Here is a 24,988-nt window from a genome sequence, read left to right as displayed (position 1 = left end):
TTTTTTATTCACATGCCGCACGCAGCATCGCCTGAACCAGCGGTACCGGACGCCCGGCGAGCGCCGCGCGTTCATGCTGGAACAAGGTGGCGACAAAAAACGGGTGCGTCACCAGCTCGACGGCACGGATTTCGCCGTCTTCATCCCAGCCGGTAACCCGCAGATCGCCGCTTTCCAGCTCGCGGGCAAACTCTTCTGCTACGCCAAAGCTGCACCGGTAGGCTTCTTCAATCAGTTCACGACCATAAGCGCGGGCAATGAGCGTGTTAGGACGCAGCTCAATAGCACCGTTTTGATCCACCAGCGCACAGGTCAGCGGCGTGATCACCATCCGCCCGATGTTGTCCGTCTCGGCGTGCGCCGCATCTGCCCAGCCCAGCACATTGCGGGCATATTCAATGACCGCATGCTGGAAGCCGCCGCACGTCCCAAGGAACGGCACCGCGTTTTCACGAGCGTATTTAATGGCGATAAACGCGCCATTGGCGTTTTTGTAGGGGCTTCCCGGCACAACCCAGATGGCGTCATAGCCAACCAGATCTTCATCGCTATTGATTTCGCTGGTCGGTAACCAGTCGTAATCCGCGGTGATTTCCAGCACGGCGGCAGCATCGTCAATCGCCAGCGGGATCGCCTGATGCGCCACGACGTCGTGGCTGTAATCGCCGACCAACGCGATGCGTAATGTTTTTTTCGGAGGAATGTGATGCATGAAAGTGTCCTTATGCCGGAGCGGATAACGAATAACATAAGGAATATCACATTAGCTGTCTTTTAATGTAATCACAACACCTTAAAATCAGCAGGCATATATCATGCAAAATTATGAAAAAATGGATTTCCGGCAAGGCATTAGGGCGAATGAGATGCACCAAACCAAAATTCTTGTTAGCGCGTGCCTGATGGGTTTCAACGTGCGTTACAACGGCAGTGCCAAAGCGGATCTGCATGAGGCGCTGCGACGCTGGCAGCAGGAAGATCGGCTGGTGATCCACTGCCCGGAACTGGCCGCCGGTTTACCCGTGCCACGAAGACCGGCGGAGATTGTCGCGGGTTACGGCGCAGATGTGATGCGCGAACAGGCGCGAATTATCGAAAACGACGGGCGGGACGTTACCGCGCACTATCAATTAGCCGCCTGGCTGGCGCTGCAGGCTGCGCAAAACGCGGGATGTCGCGCCGCCCTGCTCACCGATGGCAGCCCCACCTGCGGTAGCCAGTTTATCTATAATGGAACCTTCAGCGGTACGCGGCAGCAAGGTATGGGCGTCGCGGCTGCGCTGCTTGCAGAACATGGCATTCGCGTCTTTTCCGATCGGCAATTGCCGGCGCTGGTGGCGTGGATGGAAGAAATGGAGAGGGAACAATGATCCAGTGCAAACGGGTGTATGACCCCGCCGCCGATGACGACGGCTACCGGGTGTTAGTCGACAGGCTCTGGCCGCGCGGCATCAGGAAAACGGATTTGGCTTGTGATGAGTGGAACAAAACGCTGGCACCGTCAACGGAACTGCGCAAAGCGTTTCACGGCGAAACCATTGATTTCGCCGCGTTCAGTGAAAGCTATCGTCAGGAGCTTGCCGCGCAGCAAGAGGAAGGGAAAACGCTGGCGGCACGCGGGGAAAAAGGTACTGTCACGCTGCTATACGCGGCAAAAAACAGTGAGCAGAACCACGCGCTGGTGCTGGCGCAATGGCTGCGCTCGCTGGCTTAGCCGATGACGCGTTCGCGCACATCCTGTGGTTCGCTGTCCGGTTGCAGCGGCATCAGATGTTCGGCGCGTACAAATGCGAACCCATGCTGACCATCAAAGGCGGTCACATCGCCGGTCACCAGCCACAGCGCACGCGCGGCATTACGCGGCATTTCCGTCACTACGCCGTTTACCGGATTAAGAAAACGCTCGCCGGGCTGACACAGCCCGAAAAGCTCAACGGATTTGCCAATATTGCTGCGGCCATTGGCGGTTTGGGCGCCGATAATTAAGGCCGGACTGCCCGGACGTAACTGGAACATACTTCTCTCATGCGCTCCCGCGCCAGCTGAAAATAGGATAATTCTGAGTGAGAAGTGTACCCTGGCAACCCGCCGATTGTCACGCGGTGCTATTACGGATGGTCGCGCCGCCACAGCGCCCATTCATCGATCACTTCGCCGCCCGGCAATTTGCACTCCGTGCGTACGCCCTGCGGGCTTTGCACCGGCACGCGCTCGCCGCCCCGCTGCTGGCAATAAACCGCCGCCGGATTAGCCATCCCGATTTGTGGGTGACGGGGAGATTCAGGCTGTGTGGAAGAACACGCCGCGAGAACAACAGGTAACGCCAGTAACCAATAACGCATCTTTTATTCCTTCAATCGCCTGTAAACCGCTTTCCAGCATAGCCACGCAACAGAGATATCTCCATGATTTCTCCATTCTTACTGCACTTTCAGTCGGTATAGTTAGCCTCGTTCTCACCCATGACCAGAGAACATCATTCCGTAATCAATGAGTTTTTGCCCCGCTTCATCAACGGGGCTTTTTTTTCGTTCTCACCTGCTACTCTTTAATGCCATCCCGCTACGATATGTCAATCACGCTTTTTTCATGATTTAATGACGCGCCATAAAATCTTCAGCTTGAATGTCCATATTGCCAGGGCACAGGAGTAAAAAAGTCATGTCCGATTTCATTCTCGCCCGTGTCTCTGAAACGCTGTCAAAAGAGCACTCGCTTGAAGGTTTAGTTCGCCAGTTTCTGGAAATGCTGGAAATGGTGACGGAGATGGAATCAACGTACTTAACAAAAATTAGTGACAACCCCCGCCTGCAGCATATTGTCTATTCCCGCAACAGCAGACAGCTTGCTATCCCGGAGGGTTTCTCCCTGCCGTGGGGCGATAGCCTGTGCAAGCGCGCACTGGATGATGGCTGTCTGTTCAGTAATGACGTTGCCAACCGCTGGAGTGATTGCGAAGCGGCACAGGCGCTGGGCATCACCACCTATCTAAGTACCCCGGTTCATCTGGCCGACGGCTCGCTTTATGGCACGCTGTGCGCCGCCAGCCAGGCAAAAAAATCGCTGAGCGTGCGTGGCAAACAGGTTCTGCGGCTGTTTGCCGGGTTGATTGCGCAATTCATTGAAAAAGAGAGTCTCGTTGAGCAGTTACGCGAAGCTAACGCGGCGCTGATCGCCTACTCCTACACCGATGCGCTGACGGGTTTACCCAACCGACGCGCTATCTTCGAAAATCTCGCCACGCTGTTTTCCCTCGCCCGCCATCTGGAAATGCACGTGGTTATCGCTTTTATCGATCTCGATAATTTCAAAGGCATCAATGATCAACTGGGACATGAGGCTGGCGATCAGTTTCTGATTGACGTGGGTCAACGGCTGGCGGCGGATCGCGGTAAAGACGATATTGTCGGGCGCCTTGGCGGCGATGAGTTTTTACTCGCCTGCCTGGGCAGACCGCTGAAGCAGGCGGAAGGTATTCATCTGACCTCGCTGAAAACGAGTCTCGATAAACGCATAACCGGCGAATATCAGCTCGGGGAAACACGGATTTACTACCCAGGCGCCAGCGTGGGCGTCATCGAAATCAACCCGACATTGACCGATGCCGAGGGTGCGTTACAAGCGGCAGATGAAGCGATGTATCACGTGAAGAAGAATAAAGAAAAAAAACCCTTTATTCGTCTCGATTAAGCGTATCTCTGTGACGTGAAGGCTTGAGAAAAATCTCATTTTCTTCTATTTCTTATACAATTGATTTCTGGCAATTATCGCCAGCAAAGGAGTTTTCGTGAGAAAGACAACCATCATTATGCTCGTCGTGGCGGTTATTGCTGTGGCCGGAACCCAGTTCGGTTGGTGGTAATTGCGCGTCAGGATTTTTATTAAGCCGTAAGCCTAAGCGCATGATGGAGTCATCTGAACAGAACACCACCGTCTCATTGATTTGGGCAGGAGCTCGCTATGTTCACTGGTCTCAAAAAAAGCGAAAGCAAACGGCTTGCCGCTCTGGAGCTGCTGAGTAAGGAAGACAAATCCCGCGATGCAGCACTGGCCGAATTTGCGCGTCTGGCATGCGAAGTGATGGGCGTCGAAGGATGTTTTATCACAACATTCGACGACGAATATCAATATATTAAATATGTTAAGAATATCCCGATTGAGCACGTCAAAATTCGTATCGAACAGACCATGTGCCAATATTCGCTACACGGTTGCCAGACCGTAATTAGTTCTGATACCCGACTCGATGAACGCTTTAATCATCAACCGTTGGTAAAAAGCGGAAATATTCTTTTTTACGCTTCAGCACCGATGATAAATAAAGAAGGCACGGTGCTGGGCACATTATGTGTCAGTCATCCTGAAATCTATACGCCGTCATCACGCCAGATAACGAATTTCCATCGCGTTGCCGCGCTCGCCACCGTTTATCTTGAATCCTGCTATACCATTGGCTTAATCGATGCCCTCACCGGTTTACCGAATCGTCAGTTTCTGATGAAAGAGATGGAGCGGCTGACGCTGGACAAAGCGAGCGGTAACTACGCGCTGATGATTTTTGACTGCATTGATATGCCGCGCGCGTATGAATTATCCCGCTATCTGGGGGTGGAGGCGCTGGAAAAGATGCTGCGCAGTTTTGGGCCACTGCTGCGCTTGCGCTTAAAGCTGAAAGAAGAGACCACGCTGTATGCGTTCACCACCGGGCGCTACGCGGTGTTGGTGGATATGGACTATGCGCTGACGCTGGCGAAACGGGCAGAAAAATTGCCCGGGATAAAGGCGAAAATCACCGGTGATATCGATATCAACCTGACGATTCACGCAGGCTATGTGAAATTTTCGCCGCAGGACGATAACGTGCAGGAGATTGTGCGTCAGGGCATCAGCGCGCTGCATGAATCGATTCGCGAAAAGATTCGGGTGTTGCAGTTCAATCCGATCCTCGATCACAAACGGAATAAAGATTTTAAACTGCTCTACGATCTCAGCGAAGCAATCAAAGCCACCGATCAGCTCTACCTCGTCTTTCAACCCAAAATTTCACTGCGTTCTGGCAAAACTGAAGGCGTGGAAGCGCTGTTACGCTGGAAGCACCCGGAACTGGGCCAGATCTCACCGGCGGTAATTGTGGCGCTGGCGGAAAAAACCACGTTGATGACGGATTTGACGCAGTGGGTGATTAAGTCCGTGATTTCTCAGCTTCAACAATGGAAACAGCAAGGGATCCTGCTGCCGGTGTCAATTAACGTTACAGTCAGTGATTTTTCGCGCCCCGGATTTGCCGATGAGCTGGAACATAACGTGCTGGCCGCCGGGCTGTTCACCTCGGATGTGCGTATTGAGTGCCTGGAGACCGAGAAAGTGCTGGAAAGCGATCCGGCACTGGAAGAACTTGACCGTTTAAAATTGCTCGGCTTTACCATTTTGCTGGATGACTTTGGCGCAGGATACAGCAATATCAGTTATTTACGCCGCATCCCCATCGATGTGATTAAGCTCGACCGTTCGCTGGTAAGCCAGGTCACCACCGACACCGGCAGCCGGATTATCGCCCGCAACGTCATTATGATGCTCAAAGAGTTGCATTATGTGGTGCTGGCGGAAGGGATCGAAGATCTGGAAACCGCGCGAATGCTTGCCGAATACGGCTGCGATGAAGCGCAGGGCTATCTTTTCTCACGCCCGTTGTCGCCCGAGGAGATCCCGGCCTGGCTCGCGGATAACAAGCCGTTCCGCTTATTATCGAAAATGGCGACTGAGCCGCAGCAGCAACATTTGTACGGTTCGTAATGCCGACCAATTAGCCTGACTGTTCTCTTTCCCAACGGTCAGGCGTTGTCACGAAAATGTCATAAAACACCGATTACATTCCGCTTCAAATAGTTAAGCCAAATTCTGCTTGTTTACTGCCCTTTCCCCCATTAAAGCTGCGCTTAAACCCGTCGATATTGCTGGTGTGCGCTCTTTTTCTTCGCGCCTCACTGACTATGGGAAGTATCGATTGATGAAGCTCAACCATCTCACTATCGGGCAACGGCTCGGTTTCCTGGCGGCCATTCTTTTACTGGCAACGCTGTTTATGGGTATTCGCGGGTTGTCGATTAACGCCAGCGGATTAGTACAAAACCAACAGATCATGGCCACGGAGAAGGTGGTTGCGGAGAGTATCGACACGGCCCGCAACGCGCAGGTGCAGTTTAAGATTCAGGTGCAGGAGTGGAAAAATACCCTGCTGCGCGGCACGCAAGGAGAGCAAGCGTTCGATAAATATAAAAATGCCTTTGTCGAACAGAGCCAGAAAACGCAGGCACTGCTGAAAACGCTCAGTGAACTGCTGCCGCAAATTGGCCTCGCCAATACCGAAGCGATCAAAACCATCAAGTTGCACGCTGAACTGGAAAGCCAGTATCTGACTGCGCTGCAACAATACAGTGTCCAGGACGCCACCAGCGCCCAACGCGTCGATCATCTGGTGACAGGAATCGATCGTGAACCGACACGGATGATTGATGAAATGGTCGCCAGCACGCTGAAACAAGCGGAGCTTATCCGCTTACAAACTGACGCGAGTAATCACGAGCATTACCAACAGACACGCCTGATGCTGATGCTGGTGATGGCATTCACGTTGATGGTCGGCATGCTGATCACCTGGTGGCTGATCCGCAGTATCACTCACCCGCTGGCGCAGGCGGTATCGGTTGCCCGCAATGTCGCCGCCGGTGATTTACAGTCGGCTATCGTGGTGTCCGGGCGCGATGAAACCGCCGAGCTGATGCACGCCCTTCAGGAGATGAACAGCAATTTAACGCGCATCGTTACCGGCGTGCGTTCCGGCACCGAAACGATTGCCGGTGCGTCGCAGCAAATCGCCAGCGGCAGCCGTGAACTTTCCTCGCGTAATGAAGCGCAGGCCAGCGCGCTGGAACAAACGGCAGCGTCGATGGAAGAGCTCACCTCGGTGGTAAAAAATAATGCCGAGAATTCACGTGTTGCCAGCGATATCACCCGGGAAGCGACCCGAGTGGCAAACCAGGGAGGCGAAGTGGTGGAACACGTTGTCACCACGATGAGTGAAATTAATCAGCTCTCCGGCGAAATCAGCAACATTATTGGTGTTATCGACAGTATCGCCTTCCAGACCAATATCCTGGCGCTGAACGCCGCGGTTGAAGCGGCGCGCGCGGGAACTGAAGGCCGCGGCTTTGCGGTTGTCGCCGCTGAAGTCCGGGCGCTGGCGCAACGCTCCGCGACAGCGGCGAAAGAGATCAGTGAGTTGATCCAACGCTCAGTCAGCCGTATTGATGAAGGTAATAAGCTGGTGAAAAACGCCGGTAACGCCATGGAAGAGATCATGCAAAGCGTGGGACGCGTCAGCCAGTTAGTGGAGACGATTTCGCTGGCCAGTAATGAGCAAAGTACGGGCATCGATCAGGTACATATCGCTATTACCCAGATGGATGCCGCCACGCAGCAGAACGCAACGCTATCGCAGGAATCGTCAGCCGCAGCGCACGCGATGCAGCAGCAGGCAGAGAATCTGTTGGAGATGGTGCAAATTTTCAAACTGCATGAGCAGCGCAACCCGGCATAACGCCAGGTGACCGGCTTCGGGGGTGATCAATCAGCAACCGTGATGAATTAATATGCTGATCATAAATTTTATCAATCCAACCGCAGAAAAATTTGCGTTTGCGCACTTTATGCCCACAGGTTATAAAGTGCGCAAGTGACGGATATACGCTTTAACAATCTCAAAAAATCTTCGCTGGCAGTTTTGGTGTCGAAACTGCCATCTTTCTTTTACTTTTCCCTTCAGATACATCGCGACTTCAGCTTGCTCAGCACCTTCCTGCTCTCATTAATTGTATTTTTCTTCAAACGCCAGAACGGAAAAACAAAAGTGCGCCAGAGCAAATAATAGAAATGATCGATCCCGGTCAGCGTAACAACAGGCGATCGTAACTTGCTGTAGTGGCTGGCATTGAATTGCCTGATGACTTTTTTGCTGACATTGCGATAGACCAGCCCTACATTGCGGTGGTTTTCCTGCTGGCGAAAACGCTCGCACTTGCGGACTTTTTCAATACCCAGCGTAAACGGGATTGGCCCGGTGGTATTTAATACCCCTCGCATACCGACACCATAGCGCCACGGCTTATAGCGTTTTAGTCGATCAACGACCTCATCAATAACGGCTTTAATATAAGGTGAAGACGGCGCGACAATAATATTCCATTGCTGATACTCTCCGTTTTTGAGAAAAGCGAGTTCTTCATGTTTACCCATATTATTATCGCAACCCTGCGGTTTGTTATCCCAGTTACATAATAATATTTCGCAATCTGGCGGAATAACCTCGCTAAACGGAACAGTACAGGAGCTTTTGATATCTAAATAAACGCCGCCTTCACGATACATCAATAAATAGCGGAAAAAATCCGCGCGCGCTGCGCCATATTGCGGGTTTATTTTTTCATATAACGCCAGCATCTCCTGACCATAGTGGTCATGCAGATAAGCCAGCATTTTTTTCTCGTCGTAAAAATAATATTCCCAGCCGGGATTTAATTGCCTGAGTCTGTCGATAGAGGCATGCACCTCTGCCGGTAGTGCTGCCATCCCCCTGGTGTAGACCTGGTGGATTTTATGCGGGATCGTATTCATCATCTATCCTGCGCTCATTAACTTTAAATACCTGAAAGGTAAAAACATAAAAACGTCTAAAGTATGAGAAAAAAGATAATGTGTTAATCTGACATTAGCATTACGCACAGTCGGATAATTGTCTTGCAGAATCGTCTGTAACTGCCCTTGCGTATTACTCAGTAAATGGACAGAAATTTAACTTAAGGTTATGCATGGCCACAGAAAAACGTCTTTACTGGTAGGAAAATGTCCGGCCTGGATAACAAAGTGAAGGTTAGCGTCAGCTCGCCCACCAGTGGCGAGCTGACGCACGCTGGCGCTGTTTAATGCGTTCGCAGGATATAACTAATCGCATCCTGTTCCGATAGCCCGTAACCCTTCATAAAAACATCCATCGACTCGTCCTGCGTCTCATTGAATAACGTTCCACCGCCGCTGGTCTGCAGCTCGCCGGACACGACATCGCCCCTTTCGACATCGTAGCTCCCCAGCAGCTCCGCGACAGCGAATTCTCCATTCTCATCGCGGATAACAATAAACCCAATTCGGTGTTCGTGATGAACGACATTACCTTTCATATGAACAATCCTTTCGTTGTTGTTCATTTCAGATTAGCCGAATCCGTACGCAGCGGAAATGCTCATTGCTGTTTTTAGTGAGCCAGAGAACGATTCAGCTATTTATTTACGTACCTTATCTTAAATATTAGTCAGCACACTAACTATCTGAGATGTTCACCCACGCGCGTTCTGACCAGTCGGTGACAATTCCAGATATATAATGTTTTCTCCACCTAATCATAATTAAAGCACTTTTATTTTGTATGGCTATGTTTATGGCGCAAAACCTCTTTTTGTTTTACGGTTATCAGAAATGCGTCAAAAAATATAAAGCTCTGAGTGAACCATGCCGTAAATAGATATAAGAATTTAGAAATATCCAATGCCCTTTCTTTTTCCCGAGAATACTCACTATGCGCAACAATGAGCCCGTTACACAGCAAGAGTACGTTTTCGATAATGATGCAACGTTAATGTCCACTACCGATCCGGACAGTTACATCAATTATGCCAATGATGCCTTTATTGATGTCAGCGGCTTCTCGCTGGAGGAGATCAAAGGCCAGCCGCACAATCTGGTGCGCCACCCGGATATGCCAAAGCAGGCATTTGCCGATATGTGGTCGACATTGAAAAAGGGGGAGCCCTGGACAGCACTGGTAAAAAACCGTCGCAATAATGGCGATCATTACTGGGTGCGCGCGAATGCGATTCCGGTGATTCGCGAGGGCAAAGTGAAGGGCTATATGTCGGTGCGTACCCGACCAGCAGCAGAAGAAGTCACTACCGCCGAAGAGGTTTATCGCCAGTTTCGTGAAGGCCAGGCGAACGGCAGACGTTTTCATAAAGGGTTGATTATTCGCACGGGCCTGATGCGCTGGCGCTCTCTATTTGTCACTATGCCTCTGCGCTGGCGGCTACGTTCGGCGTTAATCACCGCGTTGCTCTTCAGCCTTGCCGCTGCCTGGGGGCATGATCTCACGCCAGGTCAACTGGGTAGTTTCGCCAGTTTTATGACGCTATTGCTGTTGTCTATCAATATCTGGCTGGAGCTGCAAATTGTCCGCCCGATCGAGCGCTTATGCCGTCAGGCTTTACAGGTAGCGAGTGGCGAAGCACATCAAGTGGATCAGCTCAATCGGGTAGACGAAGTCGGGATGACATTGCGCGCGATAAGCCAGCTCGGACTCATGTTCCGCTGGCTGGTTAACGATGTCAGCGGCCAGGCGATGACCGTCCTGAAGGCCTCGGAGTCGCTGCGACGAGGCAATGATGACCTGAGCCGTCAGACAGAACAGGCGGCAGCAAACGTTGAACAAACGGCCGCGACGATGAACGAATTAACCGCCACGGTAAAAAGTAACCGGGAAACCGCCGCTGAAGTTACCGCCTTGTCGCAAGGTACGCGCGATGCCGCGCGTCAGGGTGGCCAGGTGATGCACCAGATGATAGAAATGATGTCGGCGATTGCAGAAAGCTCACGGCAAATCGCCAGTATCACCAGTATTATCGACAGCATCGCCTTTCAGACCAACATTCTGGCGCTGAACGCGGCGGTTGAGGCGGCGCGAGCGGGTGAACAAGGTAAAGGGTTTGCCGTCGTCGCAGGAGAGGTACGCAGTCTGGCGCAGCGTAGTGCGCGTGCCGCCAGCGAAATCAAAGAGCTGATTGAAAACAGTGTTACGCATGTGAATTCAGGCAGCCAACTGGCGGACGACGCGGGAAAAACCATGAAGGAGATCGTCGAGCAAGTGCAAAATGTGACCTCGCTGATAGCCCAGATCAGCGCGGCAACTGCCGAGCAGGCAACGGCCTTGGGTGAAGCCAGCCTGGCGGTGGAAGATCTGGATAAGATCACCCACCAGAATGCACAACGAGTACAAGAAGGGGCGGAAGCGACCGGTCGCATGAACCAGCAGGCCATTCGGCTGGCGGAAGCGATATCGGTGTTTCGCTAACCCGTTGCGAAGCGCGCTCCGGGCAACAATGCCCGGAGAACAGATTGAGGTCGAAAATGATTCGGTTACGTCCCATGTCAGCGGCAGAATTCGCTGATTTTGTTGATTATTTTATCCCTGATTATGCTCAGGAAATTGCAGCAAATTACCGCTTATCCCTCGCGGAGGCGACAGAACAAGCCAGGCGAGAAATCGAAACGAGCTTGCCTGCGGCGCAGAAAACGCCTGGCCATTCATTGACGAGTATTACGCTTGCCGGCAACGGCACAACACAGATTGTGGGATCGCTGTGGTACAGAGCCGACTTTATCGATAAATCCGCTTTTATTTATGATTTTTACCTGCGACCTGCCTTTCGTGGCAAAGGCCTGGGAAGCCAGGCAATGCAATCATTAGAATCGAAGCTTAGCGCGGCGGGCATTCGGCAAATTAAACTTCGCGTGGCCGCGGAAAACGAACATGCCAGGAAAGTTTATGAAGCGAATGGTTACCAGATTACTGGCTATAACATGAATAAACTGCTTTGAATCAGGCCCGCATAAACTTTCGTATTACATGGTGTAAATCTGGATGCCGCGCTCATTTTTCCGCCAACGGCGGGCATAGTGTGGTCGCAACTACCACAGGAGGCACCTATGAAAAAACTATTAATATGTTGTCTTTTTGGCAATACCGCCACATCACTGGCCAAAAAGATGCAAAAAGCGGCTAATGAGCATAGTTATCCAATGCTCGTCAGTGCTGTCGGCGTGGATAACTTCGCCAGCTTCGCCCCTGCTTTTAACTGTTTTCTGGTTGCGCCACACATTCAGTACAAACTTGATGAACTCAAAAGCCATATTGCTGCAGACGCCCCCATTGCCATTATTGAAAGCTACCCTTTCGCGTCAATGGATGGGGAGAAAGTATTGAAGTTTGTGATGGATCATATGCCTGAATTAACGCAGTGAGCCGCTTAAAACCACGTCTGCGGACGTGGTTTTACGCAATCAGTTCATTCGCAGGGGTAATTATTTCCGGCAAATATAAGCAGCCATCATTTTCAACAGGTGGATAGCCACGGGCAGCAAGACCATGACCTGGAAAAACTGGACGGCATAGAGTGAAAATTGCATCACGACCGGCGCGGTTAAATAATCTACTACTGGTGTATAAATCACCACTTGCCATGCCAACAGATACAGCCCCATCAACAGCGCGAAAGCCAGCACACTATAAAGCAGAAATTTGGTCAGTTGTTTCCCGCTCAATGTATGTCCAGGGCGGAAAGCGTTTCGGTAAGTCGTGATGTAGCAACGCATTTCTATTACCCCAGGACTCAGGATTGCAGCGTCGCAAGGCGTGCGGCGAAACCGACAAAAACCAGCCCCAGCAGGGAGTTCCCCAACCGGGTGAGTTTCTTCCTGGTTTTTACCCACTGTGTGAGATACGAACCGGAAACGATCAGGAAACTGAAATAGCAAATACTGATCAACTCCAGCGTACTGGCGAGAATAAAGAATGACATTCCAGGCCTTGCATAGGTAATGTCGATAAATTGCACAAAGAAGGAGACATAAAATAAAATCGCTTTCGGATTCGTCAGGCTTAATATCAGCGCACGCTTGAAGATATCGCCTTTATGCACGTCATGATCGCCCTCTCCTTTCATGCTGCGTTTAAGCGTGGCGTACAACATTTTAACGCCGAGGTAGAGCAGATAAAACGCCCCCAGATAGCGAACGATATTGAACAATAGCGGCGTGGTTTTAATCAGCGTGGCAACGCCTGCGTAGGCCAGAAACATCAAGACCGCATCACCAATAAACACGGCGCTCGCTGCAACGTAGCCATTTCGTAGTCCATGGGCAACACTGGTTTTCAATACAAAAAAGGTGTTCGGCCCCGGCAGTAAAATGATGAAAATGGCACCGATAAAATAGGACCAGTAACTGAGCACTCCATATTCGGCAAACACAACAACTCCTGTAAAACAATACATACCACTTATAGGTACAACGGTATCACACTGCGGCAGCGGCGCACAGAAGTACGAACAAAATGCGGCTGAAGACTGGATTAGCGCTGCCGATAATGTCTCAATGTGACTACCGTAAGCAGGTTTTAAGTGAAATTAATTAAGCTAACGCTCATCTTCATTATTAAGCTGATATATGTCTTTATCACACTCTTTATCACCGGTCTGGTGATGAGAATGACGTCAGGGGTTATCAATGATAATGTCGCCATGCTCGACATGAACCAGATCGCGAAAAATAGCGCGCTTCATGGCCTGTTTGCGGTTGCCGCTATTGGCGTAGGTTTACCCGCTTTTTATGCAATCGAGCACTGGATTTGGCCCGCGCTAAAATATATCGGTCTGAAGATAAGATATTTCTTTCACGGGTATTGAATTGGCATTCAAATTTGTTAACTCGCAAACAATATTGCGACAGAAATAAAAATCCACGTTACCTCATCTGCCAATGATGATCTGGATCATGGAGTATCCAGACGCCTGGTGAGATTACTTATTTTCGTCGCGATAACTTCCTGAGGAGTGAATTATTTCCAGCATCGGTAAACGCTGATGAAGAGAGAAAGATAAGCGAGTTATAACTATTTACGTATTGAGTTAATTCATTCCAGACTGAAATAGCAGTGACGTGCAGACAGGTATTCTTAACCTGAAATAGTTGGTTTTGTTTGAGTGACTACACACTCTAAGGTTATGGGAAAGAAATGGAAAATTTTAAACTAAGACTTAAAAATCATATCGAACATGTCAAAAACGTTGGCATCCACTGCACAACGGAAGAAACCACCAAACAAGCGTTGATCCTGCCTTTTTTAGATATTCTCGGCTTCAATGCTTACGACCCGCAAAAAGTGAGAGCGGAATATGGTGCCGACTTTCCGGGGGTTAAAGCAGGTGAACGCGTTGATTACGCGTTGTTTTGCCAGGGCGTTCCTGTCATGTTCATCGAAGCAAAACCGTATAAAGAGAAAATCGATAACCACTGCCCACAGCTTTCCCGATACTTTAACTGCACGCCGGAAGTGACGATTTCCGCGATCACGAATGGCCAGGAGTGGCGTTTTTTTACCGATCTCCAGGAAAAAAATATTATGGATCCCACGCCATTTTTGCGTATTCGCATGGACGACATTACCGACGCAGATGCCGAACAACTCTTCCGCTTTCGCCACGACAAATTCAAACCAGAGGCATTACGAACGCTTGCAGAAGAGAGCGTCTATATCTCCTCATTCTCTAAAGTTATTACCTCCAGCCTGAAAGAGGTAGATTCAGAATTTGTAAGGTACGTCGCCTCACGCGCTAATATTGGTCGACAACTCAATCAGCGATTTATTGATGCGATCACCCCGCTGGTCAGAGAGGCAGTGCAGCGTTCTGTCAGCGCCATGGTGGTTTCCGGACTTACCGCCCATCAGCCTATCCGGGAAGAGCTGACAAACCACGGCATCGACGAAGCAGTAACGATTGATGAAAAAGCGGATCATATCGATCCCGACAATCCCAACATTATCACAACGCATAATGAACGCGCGTTATATGAAAAAATTGTCTCGATTATCGGACCAGAAAAAGATCTGCAGCCAAAAGATACCGAGTCGTATTACAGCGTGCTTTATCAGGGAAAAACTAACCGTTGGATTGTTCGTTATTATGATAAGAAGAATCGCTCATCTATTCAGCTGCCTATTGAATTGACGCCTATTGCTTTAAATGAAGTGGCGCGCGCGGGCCTCGAGCACGATGGCACACGAATCTATCTCGACCATCCCGAAGATGTCTTGCGGATCTCAGGCTTGATACTGGATTCGTTCCAGCATGTGATAAACGATGAGAACTTTAAAAAGAAAAAAAGCGTCAATTAACTTCGCCTACCATCCCGCCTCGCGCGGGATTTTTTGTGCAACGCCTTCCACTGCGGCCCAAAGATTACACTTTCGTTGAACGTAAAAGGATTCTTCACTTGAATACTGGCTTTTCATCCAGTATAAGTACTGTACGAAAAAACAGTAAAAAGGGCTGCTTTGTGTTTGTTGAACTGGTTTATGACAAGCGTAATGTTGCGGGTTTACCCGGCGCTAAAGAGATTATCCTTGAAGAATTAACTAAGCGTGTGCATCGCATCTTTCCTGGTGCTGATGTGCGCGTTAAACCGATGCAGGCCAATGGACTGAACAGCGACGCCAGTAAAAGCGATCGTGAAAAGCTCAACCGTATGCTTGAGGAGATGTTTGAAGAGTCGGACATGTGGCTGGTGATGGAGTAATTTCCTCTCCCTTGCACCGGCGGCAATAGTGAAAAGCGTGTCGCTTATCTGTGCGCTCCTGCATTACCCTTTACAGTTTGAATTCCAGCGTCGCGTTCTTGAAGGCCGCATAAGCAGCCTGCGAAGGTGGTTTCGGGAGCCTCGCTTGCGTGATAGCGATAATAGCCGCGCGGCAAAGTGCAGGATCGCCGCTGGTCGGCCGCGCATCTTCTAATGCGCCATTCTCAGCAAGCCTGATTTGCAGCGTACATGATTTTCCGGCATAACGACCCGCGTCAAAAAGGTGACTTTCAGTCGCTGATTTGATCTGCCCTGCATAGCGGTTGATATCACTTTCAGCCGCAGTTGTCTGTGCCCCGCTATATCGGGCGAACATGTTATCCACTTCAGTGTCCACTTCTGCGTGCTGCGTTGCAGAACCGGTCTTTGCACAACCCGAGAGTAATAATGACGTCACCAATAGCAACGCATGTCCGGCGTTAATCTTCATCATCTTCCTTTTGTAAGGCTTGCTTTATAAACGGGAACAATTTAACAAATAGCAACTGGCAATAATATTACGGCGACCTGGATTTATCTTAAGTCAAGAAAATATTTTACTTGTCAGTCATCTCACAAGCGTAACGCCCACAGAGTAGCTGAAGAGAGTTTCAATCGTTGCTTTTCCGTTTGGTAAATTCCAGCATCAAAACGATCTTATTAAATATTCACAGTGCCCATGAGGTTCTTTTTTGGCACATAAAAAGCCCCGCATGTTGCGAGGCTTTGAGGATAAAACGCACGTCGTGTTAATCAAAAACACCATTGATGATCGCGGTGACAATAGCGGTGCTCAGCGCGACCAGAACCAGATCATTCCCGACAATGCGCCACTCATAACCGGGATAATAAGGCAGTTGACCAAGCATCGATGCCGGTACTGCTTTTTTCGCGATTCCCGGAGGCAAAGGCTTGCCACGGGCAAGATTTTTCGCTATCCCCGGCGGGAGAGACTTATAACCGGTCAGGCCGTAATTGACGGCCAGAGACCGGGCACGCGAGACACTGATATCTGACTCAACATGATCCGGCTTTCCATAGTTTTTGCGGTTAACCCGGTCATCGGAGGAAAAGCTATTGCCTTTATTCGCATGGTTACCGCTATTGCCATGATTGCCGTTACTATTGCCATGACCGCCGCCATTTCCATTACCATTTCCGTTTCCCGGATTTGCCAACACAGGCGCGGAAAATACGACCAGGGAAATCACCGCCGCAAGTGCAGTATTAAGAGTGCGACGTTTAAACATGATTTTTATACCTCTACGGTGAGCACACATTATCAGAATAAATAATATTTATTGCCTCAACCATATCGCGAATTCTTATTTTTAATTAGGCTGGTATATAACCATAATAAATATCCTCCGGCATAGCCGGAGGTTTTTCAGATGCGCCTGTAAGGCTCTGTTACCAGCCGCGCCCTAACAGGCGCATACGATCTGACATTTGCATCAAACTTCTTTACTTACGGCCCGTAAACGGGCTGCCCGGATAAGGGATCGACAATTGCTCGCCCATTTTATCCTCTGCAAGCTGGTGCTTTATGTATTCCTGTATCTTCTCCGTGTTCTTCCCTACCGTATCTACGTAATATCCCCGGCACCAGAATTCCCTGTTCCTGTATTTGAATTTCAGATCGCCAAACTGCTCATAAAGCATCAGACTGCTTTTCCCTTTCAGATATCCCATAAAGCCGGATACGCTCATTTTGGGCGGGATTTCCACAAGCATATGGATATGATCTGCGCAGCATTCCGCTTCCAGGATCCGTACGTTTTTTCCACTCACACAGCTTTCTTAAAATGCTGCCTATCGCCAGGCGTTTCTCTCCGTAGAACGCCTGTCTTCGGTATTTTGGCGCAAAAACTATGTGATATTTACAGTTCCATCGGGTGTGCGCTAAGCTCTTTTCGTCCCCCATCGGGCCCCCCTTTTGATTTCTTGTTGAACTTTTGCAGTTGCCAGACCGCAAGCTGTTTTAACAAATCAAAAGGGGTTTTAATAACTGGCTTAAAGCTGAAAGCTTTCCGGAACCCCCAGCCTGGCTGGGGGTTTTCTATAGACAAAAAAACGGGAACCATCCGGCTCCCGTTTTTGCTTAGCTCGCGAGGCGCGATTACATGTTCGCGATAATCGCGTCGCCAAACTCTGAGCATTTCAGCAGCTTAGCGCCTTCCATCAGACGTTCGAAATCGTAGGTCACGGTTTTGGCGTTGATCGCGCCGCTCATGCCTTTAACGATCAGGTCAGCCGCTTCAACCCAGCCCATGTGACGCAGCAGTACATAGTCTATTTAATGCCAACAAGCTGATTTTATTGAATAAACATATCATTTTTGTCTCTTAAAAAGTCAGTCAAGCACAATAACTAACCTATTGATTATCAAAACTATGTGGATCATTTTGGGGAACGCGTTTCCGAGCCAAACAAGGGATTTTAAATCAGGCGCATTATCAATAAATAATCAACGGCTTATTTGGTTTTTTCGCCAATAATCTACTAATTTCTTTTCAACTAATTCAACAAGTTGCCACTAACAATAGTTATTAATGGCGAAGTTTTTGCTGGAAAAGTTTAGCTATGAACGAGGAATGGAAGTTCACAATTGCTCCCACAGGGATGGCATGTGTTAATCAATAGGGAATAGGTCTGAGTGTTTTCACAGGCTTTATTAGTTTCGGTTATGGCCAAATTCTCGCGAGAGTAATATTTGTTTCCAGTGGCTTTCACGGCGGTTAATCTCCCCGTTATCAGTATTGGGATCAATAACTTCGAGGATCGCAAAAGTGATATTCTGTAATCTTTTTTCATCGCCAGTACCGAAAGCTTCCTTGAGCCCTATATTACCACCATGCCCAGAGCCAAAATAACATTCCCATCTCCCCCATATCCCCTCCATTCCATCGGCTTTTCCCACATAGAGCTTTCCTCCGTCACGATCAGTTAATACATAGATGCCTTTGACCATAGATAATGCAGTACGCCAAGATTGCAAGTTAAGCCTGAGGATCGCGCCAATGCTGTTCCGATCTAGCACAAAGTGACGGTAACCAGGGAACTCGCCGAAGCTCAGACGTACCGGGGAGATAGCGCTGACTACCAATTCATTCTGAATACTTTCCCCCCGGCGGATGAAGTTGCGGGCTGTATTTTTAAAGCTAATATACATCCTCCCCACATATTCTTCAGTCTCGGGGATTTTCTGAAGGTAGTACTGATAATACATTTCCTCACGGTTAGAGTAGGTTTTCTTTCCTGCGTTGCCTTTTTGTTGAAACACTCCCGCGAACAGCCAAGTTTCAGTCCGCGGAACCCTGATTAGTGAAACGACATATCTGCGGCTAAATTCCAGCCGTTTCTGCCAGCACTGCCAGTCGTCGAAAGCCTCTTCTCGGAATTTAACCAGCGGATCCTCTTTGTGGTCATTCATTTGCGCAAGGTGGACTTTGGTTGTCTCAGGTGTCAGATCCGGAAGTGCCATCTTCAAATAATCAAAAAGTTTCAATACTTCTCCTAATGATAAGTTGAGTCTATTGACTCTTTGCCGTGGCTTTACACACCTGCATTACAGCTGATCTGCCGCCAATAAAACTGCACGATACTACGGTAGCAATGCCTACTTCTGAAGCGAAGTGGATAGTACTGGCCTGCAGGGCTTGAGCGTTCTGCAGACCCTCACAGAAGGTGAGTCTCTTACGACGTATTCCATTCCTTCTTCCACATACAGAATGAAGTAGATTCATCTTTTTTTGCCTAGCGAAGGCAACCCTCCGCGCAAGGTCGTACCATCGGATTTATTGATATTTTTCAGGGTTGCATTTTTACTTTTTTTCTCTGTTTCGGCATGGAAATCCTTCATTGCACGGCGAGCGTCACGGATTAGCATAAGCTCACGCTCAGTCGCATTTTTGTGGTATTTGCCAATATGGAAATCAGGTCGGAACATTGAAAACCATCGACCACAAACAGGGCACTGAACATCTTTATAGTTGTTCATGGGATCTCTCAAACTAGTAGCGATGGGTTATTATGACGCTTTAAGTGGTCCGCTGCTTGCTCACCATTGATTAACTTCGCTATCCACCTAAGCGGCTAGTTTTTTGTCCAGTACCTGATGTTTTCGATGACATCCTCTTTTGTAGCTCGTAAGCTTTTGTTGATCGCCGGTCTGAGCCATCTGAACGACTGCTTAGAGCGAGAAGCGTAAGTCAGTTATGGTTCCCACCATTGCTAAGAGCTGAATGAATACCACATTATATTAACAGAGAGCAGATTAGAGTATGTGTCCGGAAATGAGAAGTTTTGATAAGAATTATGAATTATTTTCATGTAACTATCAATTTTCAATCGTGTATTTAATATAAAGATTCACTTCCATCGCTTTAAAGTCAATAATGTATTGAAGATAATAATTCCTTATGGAGGCATGAATGAACTGGTTGATTTCGGCAAACCCAAAAGTATATGATCATGAGTCTTCATTTAACCATTCTAATAGTATAGACTGGCGTCAAGGTAGAACTAATTATTCTATTGGCGATGTCGTTTATATTTATGTTTCACACCCAGACATGCATCTAAGATATAAGTGTATTGTCCAGGACGTTGGACTTACCAGGGATAATATTAGAGATGATAAATCATATTGGCGTGACAAAGATAAGTATTATAATTCACTCAATGGGCGCTATGTAAGATTACACTTACTAAATAAAATATCCTCTTCAGAGCTAAGCTTTAATCAGTTAATAAAAAACGGAATGAAACAAGCACCACAGTCACCAATAAAATTAGAAAATAATTTGGAGTTACTGGAGTACATTCAGAGTATTTTTGAAAGTGAAGAAAATGAAGTCTTAACATTGGATGATGTAAGTAATATTTTTTATGGAAAGGTATCGGAATCTCTTAAGGACAATCAAGCAGCCAGACTAGCTCGTATATCTACAATCGATAAAAAACCCACAAAAAAAGTAGTGATAACAGAAATATATTCCCGTAGCCCCGATATTGTTGCGATAGCATTACTGCGTGCAAAAGGAGTTTGCGAGCGTTGTAATAAAAAAGCTCCATTTAACAGAAAGTCTGATAATACACCATATCTAGAAGTTCACCATGTGCAAAGTCTCTCCAATGGTGGGGCTGACTCATTAGCTAATGTGCTAGCTCTATGCCCTAACTGCCATAGAGAACTTCATTATGGGTGATCGCCCCCCCGTTGATTAAATCATCGATATATCAGAAACGTCTGTTTTGGCTGTGAGTTCATCCAAAACAATTCATCTCACTTAATGACCGGCAGATCAGAGTAACGTGTCGTGTATCGGGGAGACAGCATATCGCGTTTCATCTGCCACTGCTGCTGTATCCCCTGCCCGGCAAAGTATAAAGTGCCTCGGCCATCTTTTTTATTTAGCTCATCCAAAACTTCCATAAGCTTTTCACTGTTCGCGCGCGGAGCGTTGTCGTCAAACAAATTAAGCTGCGCGACGCCCTGGCTGAAGAAGTCGCCGAGCATGACACCTGCTTTCTGGTAACGGTGACCATCTTTCCAGATTGCATCAAGGCAGCGTGTGGCCGCGCTGATTATGTCCCTGCTGTCTTGCGTGGGAGTGAGCACCTTTACCGATGCGCTGTTGCCGTAATACGGCTCGTTTAATGCAAACGGACTGGTTTTAACGAAAGCTGAGATAAACCGGCAATACTGATGCTCACCACGTAGCTTTTCTGCGGCCCGGCTTGCATAGCTGCATATCGCCTGGCGCATTTCTTCGTAATCGGTGATTCGGCCACCGAAAGAACGCGAGCAGACAATCTCCTGCTTTGCCGGCGCGAACTCTTCGAGATCGAGACACGGTTCGCCGCGCAGTTCCCGCACAGTTCGCTCGAGCACGACATTAAAATGCTTGCGGATGATCCAGGTGCTTTGTTCGGAGAGTTCAAGCGCGGTTTTAATGCCCAGAGCGTTCAGCTTTTTACTGATGCGCCGACCGACTCCCCACACATCCTCAACAGGAACAAGAGCCAGCAATCGGCGCTGGCGGTCAATGTTCGACAAATCAACCACGCCGCCGGTCTGCCGCTGCCACTTTTTTGCAGCGTGGTTGGCCAGCTTCGCCAGGGTTTTAGTTTGCGCTATGCCGATGCCGACAGTCAGGTGAGTGCGCTTCAGCACCGTCGCGCGTATCTCGCGCCCAAAGTCAGTTAAATCACGACAATTACGGACGCCGGTCAGATCACAAAAGGCTTCATCAATTGAGTATATTTCGACGCGCGGTGACATTTCTTCAAGCGTGGTCATCACGCGATTAGACATGTCTGCGTACAGCTCATAATTGCTGCTGAATGCGACGATACCGTGGCGCCGGAACGCCTCTTTCTGCTTGAAGTAAGGCTCGCCCATGACGACAAAAGGTTTCGCTTCGGCGCTACGGGCTATCACGCAGCCGTCGTTATTCGACAAAACAACGACCGGCCTTCCCTTCAAATCAGGCCGAAAAACGGTTTCGCACGACGCGTAAAAGCTGTTCACATCGCACAGCGCAAACATAATCAGCTCGCTGATTTAACGATGAAAGTTACGACCCCGAAAATATCGAGCGTGTCTTCGCTGGTTACCCTGATAGGGCTGTATGCGGAGTTCATAGGGTTGAGTTGAATAGTTGGTCGCAGTTGCAGGCGCTTCACTGTGAATTCGCCATCGACAGCCGCGATCACAATATCGCCGTGCTGCGCGGTTCGCGAACTGTCAACCACCAGCAGATCTCCATCGCTGATTCCGCCATCGATCATGGAATCCCCTGCAGCTTTGACGAAATACGTCGCGCTGGGGCGCTGTACAAGGAGTTCGTTAAGGTCAATCCTCTGCTCAACATAATCTGCCGCAGGACTGGGGAAGCCGCACTGAACAAGGTCGCTAAAGAGAGGTAGCACGACAACGGCGCGCGGAAAATCTGCTGGTTTGATGAATTGCATAGTGTAGCCCTGCTTAATACTGTTTTTATATACAGTAGAATTATCTGGGCAGATGATCAAGTCCACGCTTCGGTTACCAACGTTTCTGGAGATAAATTACCTTTTAGTGAGAAGCTGTTAAACGGTTAAAAAATTTTTTATCTCAATATCACGCTCACTGTAGTGGCTGGGCAAATCTATGAACCTTTGCTTTTCAGCGCCGCTGCCTCGGCAGTCAAATCATCGACTTTCAACTTCAGTCCCTTTACAGCCGATACGAGATAACCAATCAATCCCATGTAATCAGCAACAAGGTACTCACTCCCCTCGTCACGAATTACCAGGTCGGGGATTATCAGGTCTAAATCCTGAGCCAATACACCAGCGGTGAGGCGATCAGATTCGGCTTCTTTATAGCGGAATGTGTATCCATCCAGTGCGCCCATCTTCTGCAAAGCGTCTTCCGGGTCGATGAGCTTCACTGATTCTTTGGCATTCCAGTCGGAGGTCAGGGTCACTCCGTTAGCCTGCACCGCACCTTTTGCGTTAATAGTCCCGTTGCGTGTGTTGATGTATACAGCTGGCGCTCCAGCAACAATACCGTTTGCAGGGGATGTGTACGCTGTACAAAACCCGATTCCATACCAGGAGTAAATATTGATATTTGACGGAGTGGCAAACGACGCAGTATCGCTTCCACTAAACAATCCCCTCGAACCGGGATCTGTCGGCCCTGCTGTAGAGTAAGCTGCAGAATTAATCACAAGGCCAGTACCAGCAAGGATGTTTCCGTTAAATTGTTGTTGTGTTGACCACGTATTAGAACCACTAAGTAATGGAATGCTGTCACCTGATGTCCCAATCGGTTTAAGCCCGAGATTACCCACTGCCGTCGCTGCGTTTGCTACATCGCTCAGGTTGTTATTTCTATTCAGAAGGTTATCGGGATTAATGCTGGCAGCAGCAGCCTGCGCATCTGTTTTGGCCTGTTGTGCTGCTGTATTGGCTGCTACCGCATCTGTTTTAGCCTGCTGTGCCGTTGTGTTTGCAGCAACCGCATTTGTGGCCGCCAGGCTTGCAGTAGCGGCATCGCCTGAAACCTGAGTCGCCTTAGCGTCAACATCAAGCCGATCTGTGGCAACCTGCTGAGCATTTGCCGATACCTGATCTGCAATCTGCTGCAATCCAGCTTGATCGATATCAGCCAGGAGATCACTGATTTTCTTCCAGCTCGGTCCGGTGAAGCTGGAGCCATCCGGAAGAATTACGGTGATATCGCCGCTGTCACTGAATACGGCCTGCCAGTTCTGTTTGTCACTGTTTAAGCCACGCAACGCCTCTGTGGTTTGTGCCACCAACGCAGCAGTAATCTGGTTCTGTGCTGCGCGCGGAACGGCTGACCATGCCACACCCGATTGTGTTGGTCCCGGATAGTTGCTGATGAGCGTCAGAGATGTATCGCTACCCACTGATTTGACAGGTAGTGTGTAAGTGATACCGCCGACAGTGGCGACAATAAAATCACCGGCGGTCAGGTCTGTAGCAAATGCTGTTCCACTGCCACCCACAGCAGCAGAATTATTCGTTAGGGTTAAAGTTCCTGCTGACATATTTACTCCATAAAATAAAAAAACCGCCGAAGCGGTTATCATGGATACTTTGAGACATCGATACAAAGGAACACCGCTTTGTATCGATAAACTGGCCTTTGCCCTACAATTTCCTCGCCACCTATTCTGGTTCCATAGATTGTGTTCCCGTATGCTCCAGCAGCTATTGCGCCAATAATGTATTGCCCTGCACTTGGATTAAGCACGGCAAGCCATGTTGAGCAAATCCCTGGGTTTACAGCAACAGGTACGCCAGCGGAAACGGTATAAGATCCAGTCTGACTTACGCCGTATGGGTTGTTAACTTTTAACACCTGTAACGGGAGCATGTCGGTATTCCACGTCATCTCACCTGAGGAATTATAAACGGCAACCCCGTACCCACTCTGGCTTTTTACCGTATTTGAAAACAGATAAATAAGTCCAGAGTAATTAGCTCCTGTTATTACTATTTTCCATGTGCTACCAGAATTATTCGGAATAAACGTTCCCGCGCCGTTTGGTCCGTTATGCCTGACGAAAAACATTAGTGATTTACTCGACGAAATACCTGTATCAACCGTTCCATTTGCAAAAGAGATTTTCCCCATATAATTTAGAGGGGTGACATCGGGGCTAATCCACAGGCTGCCGTCATCACGAAATATCTGCAATCCATAGGCCATTGTTTACTACCATTATTCGTAGACAATCATAATAGGAACTGATGCTGAAACCGATGACCATGTGACTGTGTTTCCAGACACAGACACGTTGGCGTTCGGCGTCCCGTATCGCGCTCCATCGCCTATGTACTGCAATGGGTAAACGCGTAATGTTTTACCCTGTACGGATGGATAGGAGCGAGATCCTGATGCGGGAGAGGTTATGTAATCAATAATAAATGTCGGTACAAACCTCCCCACAAGTTCGTTACCATCTGCGTCAAA

The 24,988-nt window shown here is 48.9% G+C and carries 28 protein-coding genes and 2 pseudogenes; 13 read left to right on the top strand and 17 right to left on the bottom strand.

Features of this window, described 5'->3' with window-relative positions:
• Positions 1–4: 4 nt before the first annotated feature.
• Positions 5–712: a CTP synthase C-terminal region-related (seleno)protein gene (locus tag IP581_RS09615; RefSeq protein ID WP_193822408.1), complete on the bottom strand. Its 708-nt coding sequence runs from the start codon at positions 710–712 to the stop codon at positions 5–7.
• A gap of 154 nt (positions 713–866) precedes the next feature.
• Between IP581_RS09615 and IP581_RS09610 the strand changes: the two genes are divergently transcribed.
• Positions 867–1,370, top strand: coding sequence for a DUF523 domain-containing protein (locus tag IP581_RS09610; RefSeq protein ID WP_193822407.1), 504 nt, complete (start codon positions 867–869; stop codon positions 1,368–1,370).
• Positions 1,367–1,714 carry a DUF488 domain-containing protein gene (locus tag IP581_RS09605; protein ID WP_097400037.1) on the top strand — a complete coding sequence of 116 codons (348 nt, stop codon included), beginning with the start codon at positions 1,367–1,369 and terminating at the stop codon, positions 1,712–1,714. Before IP581_RS09610 ends, IP581_RS09605 begins: the two co-directional genes overlap by 4 nt.
• Here IP581_RS09605 and IP581_RS09600 read toward each other — a convergent pair.
• Both IP581_RS09600 and IP581_RS09595 read right to left on the bottom strand, forming a co-directional pair.
• Entirely contained in the window at positions 1,711–2,016 is a 306-nt protein-coding gene (locus tag IP581_RS09600) for a hypothetical protein (RefSeq protein ID WP_020454049.1), read from the bottom strand. The genes IP581_RS09605 and IP581_RS09600 overlap by 4 nt on opposite strands.
• A gap of 92 nt (positions 2,017–2,108) precedes the next feature.
• Entirely contained in the window at positions 2,109–2,342 is a 234-nt protein-coding gene (locus IP581_RS09595; protein ID WP_017456489.1) for a putative hemolysin, read from the bottom strand.
• A gap of 319 nt (positions 2,343–2,661) precedes the next feature.
• On the opposite strand from IP581_RS09595, the gene IP581_RS09590 reads away from it, so the two are divergent.
• The 4 genes from IP581_RS09590 to IP581_RS09575 all read left to right on the top strand — a co-directional run bounded on the left by IP581_RS09590 (position 2,662) and on the right by IP581_RS09575 (position 7,597).
• The gene (locus IP581_RS09590; RefSeq protein ID WP_193822406.1) at positions 2,662–3,690 is read left to right on the top strand and encodes a sensor domain-containing diguanylate cyclase; all 1,029 of its coding nucleotides are present in this window, start codon (positions 2,662–2,664) and stop codon (positions 3,688–3,690) included.
• 118 nt (positions 3,691–3,808) lie between these two features.
• Entirely contained in the window at positions 3,809–3,862 is a 54-nt protein-coding gene (locus IP581_RS24120; protein ID WP_071925284.1) for a hypothetical protein, read from the top strand.
• Positions 3,863–3,960: 98 nt separating this feature from the next.
• Positions 3,961–5,793 carry an EAL domain-containing protein gene (locus IP581_RS09580; RefSeq protein ID WP_086869547.1) on the top strand — a complete coding sequence of 611 codons (1,833 nt, stop codon included), beginning with the start codon at positions 3,961–3,963 and terminating at the stop codon, positions 5,791–5,793.
• Positions 5,794–6,007: 214 nt separating this feature from the next.
• Positions 6,008–7,597: a methyl-accepting chemotaxis protein gene (locus IP581_RS09575; RefSeq protein ID WP_193822405.1), complete on the top strand. Its 1,590-nt coding sequence runs from the start codon at positions 6,008–6,010 to the stop codon at positions 7,595–7,597.
• Positions 7,598–7,818: 221 nt separating this feature from the next.
• Here the strand turns inward: IP581_RS09575 and IP581_RS09570 are convergent, their stop codons facing one another.
• Together IP581_RS09570 and IP581_RS09565 are read right to left on the bottom strand one after the other, a co-directional pair.
• Positions 7,819–8,673: a glycosyltransferase family 32 protein gene (locus IP581_RS09570; protein WP_086869551.1), complete on the bottom strand. Its 855-nt coding sequence runs from the start codon at positions 8,671–8,673 to the stop codon at positions 7,819–7,821.
• A 302-nt stretch (positions 8,674–8,975) separates the two neighbouring features.
• Complete coding sequence (locus IP581_RS09565) at positions 8,976–9,230, bottom strand: hypothetical protein (protein ID WP_020454056.1); 255 nt, start codon at positions 9,228–9,230, stop codon at positions 8,976–8,978.
• Between the two features lie 395 nt (positions 9,231–9,625).
• Between IP581_RS09565 and IP581_RS09560 the strand changes: the two genes are divergently transcribed.
• From IP581_RS09560 to IP581_RS09550, 3 genes are all read left to right on the top strand, one after another.
• Positions 9,626–11,170, top strand: a complete 1,545-nt coding sequence (locus tag IP581_RS09560; RefSeq protein ID WP_193822404.1) for a methyl-accepting chemotaxis protein — start codon at positions 9,626–9,628, stop codon at positions 11,168–11,170.
• A 56-nt stretch (positions 11,171–11,226) separates the two neighbouring features.
• Positions 11,227–11,697 carry a GNAT family N-acetyltransferase gene (locus IP581_RS09555; protein ID WP_228007835.1) on the top strand — a complete coding sequence of 157 codons (471 nt, stop codon included), beginning with the start codon at positions 11,227–11,229 and terminating at the stop codon, positions 11,695–11,697.
• Between the two features lie 108 nt (positions 11,698–11,805).
• Positions 11,806–12,120: a PTS sugar transporter subunit IIB gene (locus IP581_RS09550; protein ID WP_193822402.1), complete on the top strand. Its 315-nt coding sequence runs from the start codon at positions 11,806–11,808 to the stop codon at positions 12,118–12,120.
• A 60-nt stretch (positions 12,121–12,180) separates the two neighbouring features.
• Here IP581_RS09550 and IP581_RS09545 read toward each other — a convergent pair whose 3' ends face one another.
• The gene (locus tag IP581_RS09545; protein ID WP_097400047.1) at positions 12,181–12,471 is read right to left on the bottom strand and encodes a hypothetical protein; all 291 of its coding nucleotides are present in this window, start codon (positions 12,469–12,471) and stop codon (positions 12,181–12,183) included.
• A 17-nt stretch (positions 12,472–12,488) separates the two neighbouring features.
• Positions 12,489–13,127: a leucine efflux protein LeuE gene (gene leuE, locus IP581_RS09540; protein ID WP_086869561.1), complete on the bottom strand. Its 639-nt coding sequence runs from the start codon at positions 13,125–13,127 to the stop codon at positions 12,489–12,491.
• A 150-nt stretch (positions 13,128–13,277) separates the two neighbouring features.
• On the opposite strand from leuE, the gene IP581_RS09535 reads away from it, so the two are divergent.
• The 3 genes from IP581_RS09535 (at position 13,278) to IP581_RS09525 (ending at position 15,453) form a co-directional block, all read left to right on the top strand.
• Positions 13,278–13,562, top strand: a complete 285-nt coding sequence (locus IP581_RS09535; protein WP_097400048.1) for a hypothetical protein — start codon at positions 13,278–13,280, stop codon at positions 13,560–13,562.
• 329 nt (positions 13,563–13,891) lie between these two features.
• The gene (locus IP581_RS09530; RefSeq protein ID WP_086869565.1) at positions 13,892–15,052 is read left to right on the top strand and encodes a type I restriction endonuclease; all 1,161 of its coding nucleotides are present in this window, start codon (positions 13,892–13,894) and stop codon (positions 15,050–15,052) included.
• 161 nt (positions 15,053–15,213) lie between these two features.
• Positions 15,214–15,453, top strand: a complete 240-nt coding sequence (locus tag IP581_RS09525; protein WP_193822401.1) for a DinI family protein — start codon at positions 15,214–15,216, stop codon at positions 15,451–15,453.
• A gap of 70 nt (positions 15,454–15,523) precedes the next feature.
• Here IP581_RS09525 and tolA read toward each other — a convergent pair whose 3' ends face one another.
• From tolA to IP581_RS09495, 6 genes and pseudogenes are all read right to left on the bottom strand, one after another.
• Positions 15,524–15,943, bottom strand: a complete 420-nt coding sequence (gene tolA, locus IP581_RS09520) for a cell envelope integrity protein TolA (protein WP_193822672.1) — start codon at positions 15,941–15,943, stop codon at positions 15,524–15,526.
• A gap of 298 nt (positions 15,944–16,241) precedes the next feature.
• On the bottom strand, positions 16,242–16,742 hold the full coding sequence (locus IP581_RS09515; protein WP_193822400.1) for an anti-virulence regulator CigR family protein: 501 nt from the start codon (positions 16,740–16,742) through the stop codon (positions 16,242–16,244).
• Positions 16,743–16,956: 214 nt separating this feature from the next.
• Positions 16,957–17,416, bottom strand: a pseudogene (tnpA, locus tag IP581_RS09510) (IS200/IS605 family transposase).
• 195 nt (positions 17,417–17,611) lie between these two features.
• A pseudogene (locus IP581_RS09505) lies at positions 17,612–17,779 on the bottom strand (NADP-dependent isocitrate dehydrogenase); the annotation flags it as partial.
• Between the two features lie 387 nt (positions 17,780–18,166).
• The gene (locus tag IP581_RS09500) at positions 18,167–19,000 is read right to left on the bottom strand and encodes a GIY-YIG nuclease family protein (RefSeq protein WP_193822399.1); all 834 of its coding nucleotides are present in this window, start codon (positions 18,998–19,000) and stop codon (positions 18,167–18,169) included.
• A 234-nt stretch (positions 19,001–19,234) separates the two neighbouring features.
• Positions 19,235–19,492 carry a hypothetical protein gene (locus IP581_RS09495; protein ID WP_193822398.1) on the bottom strand — a complete coding sequence of 86 codons (258 nt, stop codon included), beginning with the start codon at positions 19,490–19,492 and terminating at the stop codon, positions 19,235–19,237.
• 433 nt (positions 19,493–19,925) lie between these two features.
• Between IP581_RS09495 and IP581_RS09490 the strand changes: the two genes are divergently transcribed.
• Positions 19,926–20,702, top strand: coding sequence for an HNH endonuclease (locus IP581_RS09490; RefSeq protein ID WP_228007834.1), 777 nt, complete (start codon positions 19,926–19,928; stop codon positions 20,700–20,702).
• A 77-nt stretch (positions 20,703–20,779) separates the two neighbouring features.
• On the opposite strand, the gene IP581_RS09485 is transcribed toward IP581_RS09490, so the two are convergent.
• The 4 genes from IP581_RS09485 to IP581_RS09470 form a co-directional block, all read right to left on the bottom strand.
• Positions 20,780–22,045 (bottom strand): Y-family DNA polymerase, encoded by a 1,266-nt coding sequence (locus IP581_RS09485; RefSeq protein WP_193822397.1) that lies wholly within the window; start codon positions 22,043–22,045, stop codon positions 20,780–20,782.
• Between the two features lie 2 nt (positions 22,046–22,047).
• Entirely contained in the window at positions 22,048–22,470 is a 423-nt protein-coding gene (locus IP581_RS09480; protein ID WP_193822396.1) for a translesion error-prone DNA polymerase V autoproteolytic subunit, read from the bottom strand.
• A gap of 176 nt (positions 22,471–22,646) precedes the next feature.
• Positions 22,647–24,059 (bottom strand): tail fiber domain-containing protein, encoded by a 1,413-nt coding sequence (locus IP581_RS09475; RefSeq protein ID WP_193822395.1) that lies wholly within the window; start codon positions 24,057–24,059, stop codon positions 22,647–22,649.
• Between the two features lie 38 nt (positions 24,060–24,097).
• Entirely contained in the window at positions 24,098–24,724 is a 627-nt protein-coding gene (locus IP581_RS09470) for a hypothetical protein (RefSeq protein WP_193822394.1), read from the bottom strand.
• Positions 24,725–24,988: the final 264 nt, after the last annotated feature.

Origin of the sequence: Kosakonia pseudosacchari (assembly GCF_015167415.1) — a bacterium.
Classification (GTDB): Bacteria; Pseudomonadota; Gammaproteobacteria; order Enterobacterales; family Enterobacteriaceae; genus Kosakonia; species Kosakonia pseudosacchari.
Note: the sequence above shows the minus strand (reverse complement) of the source record. Positions and strands in the feature narration are given on the sequence as shown.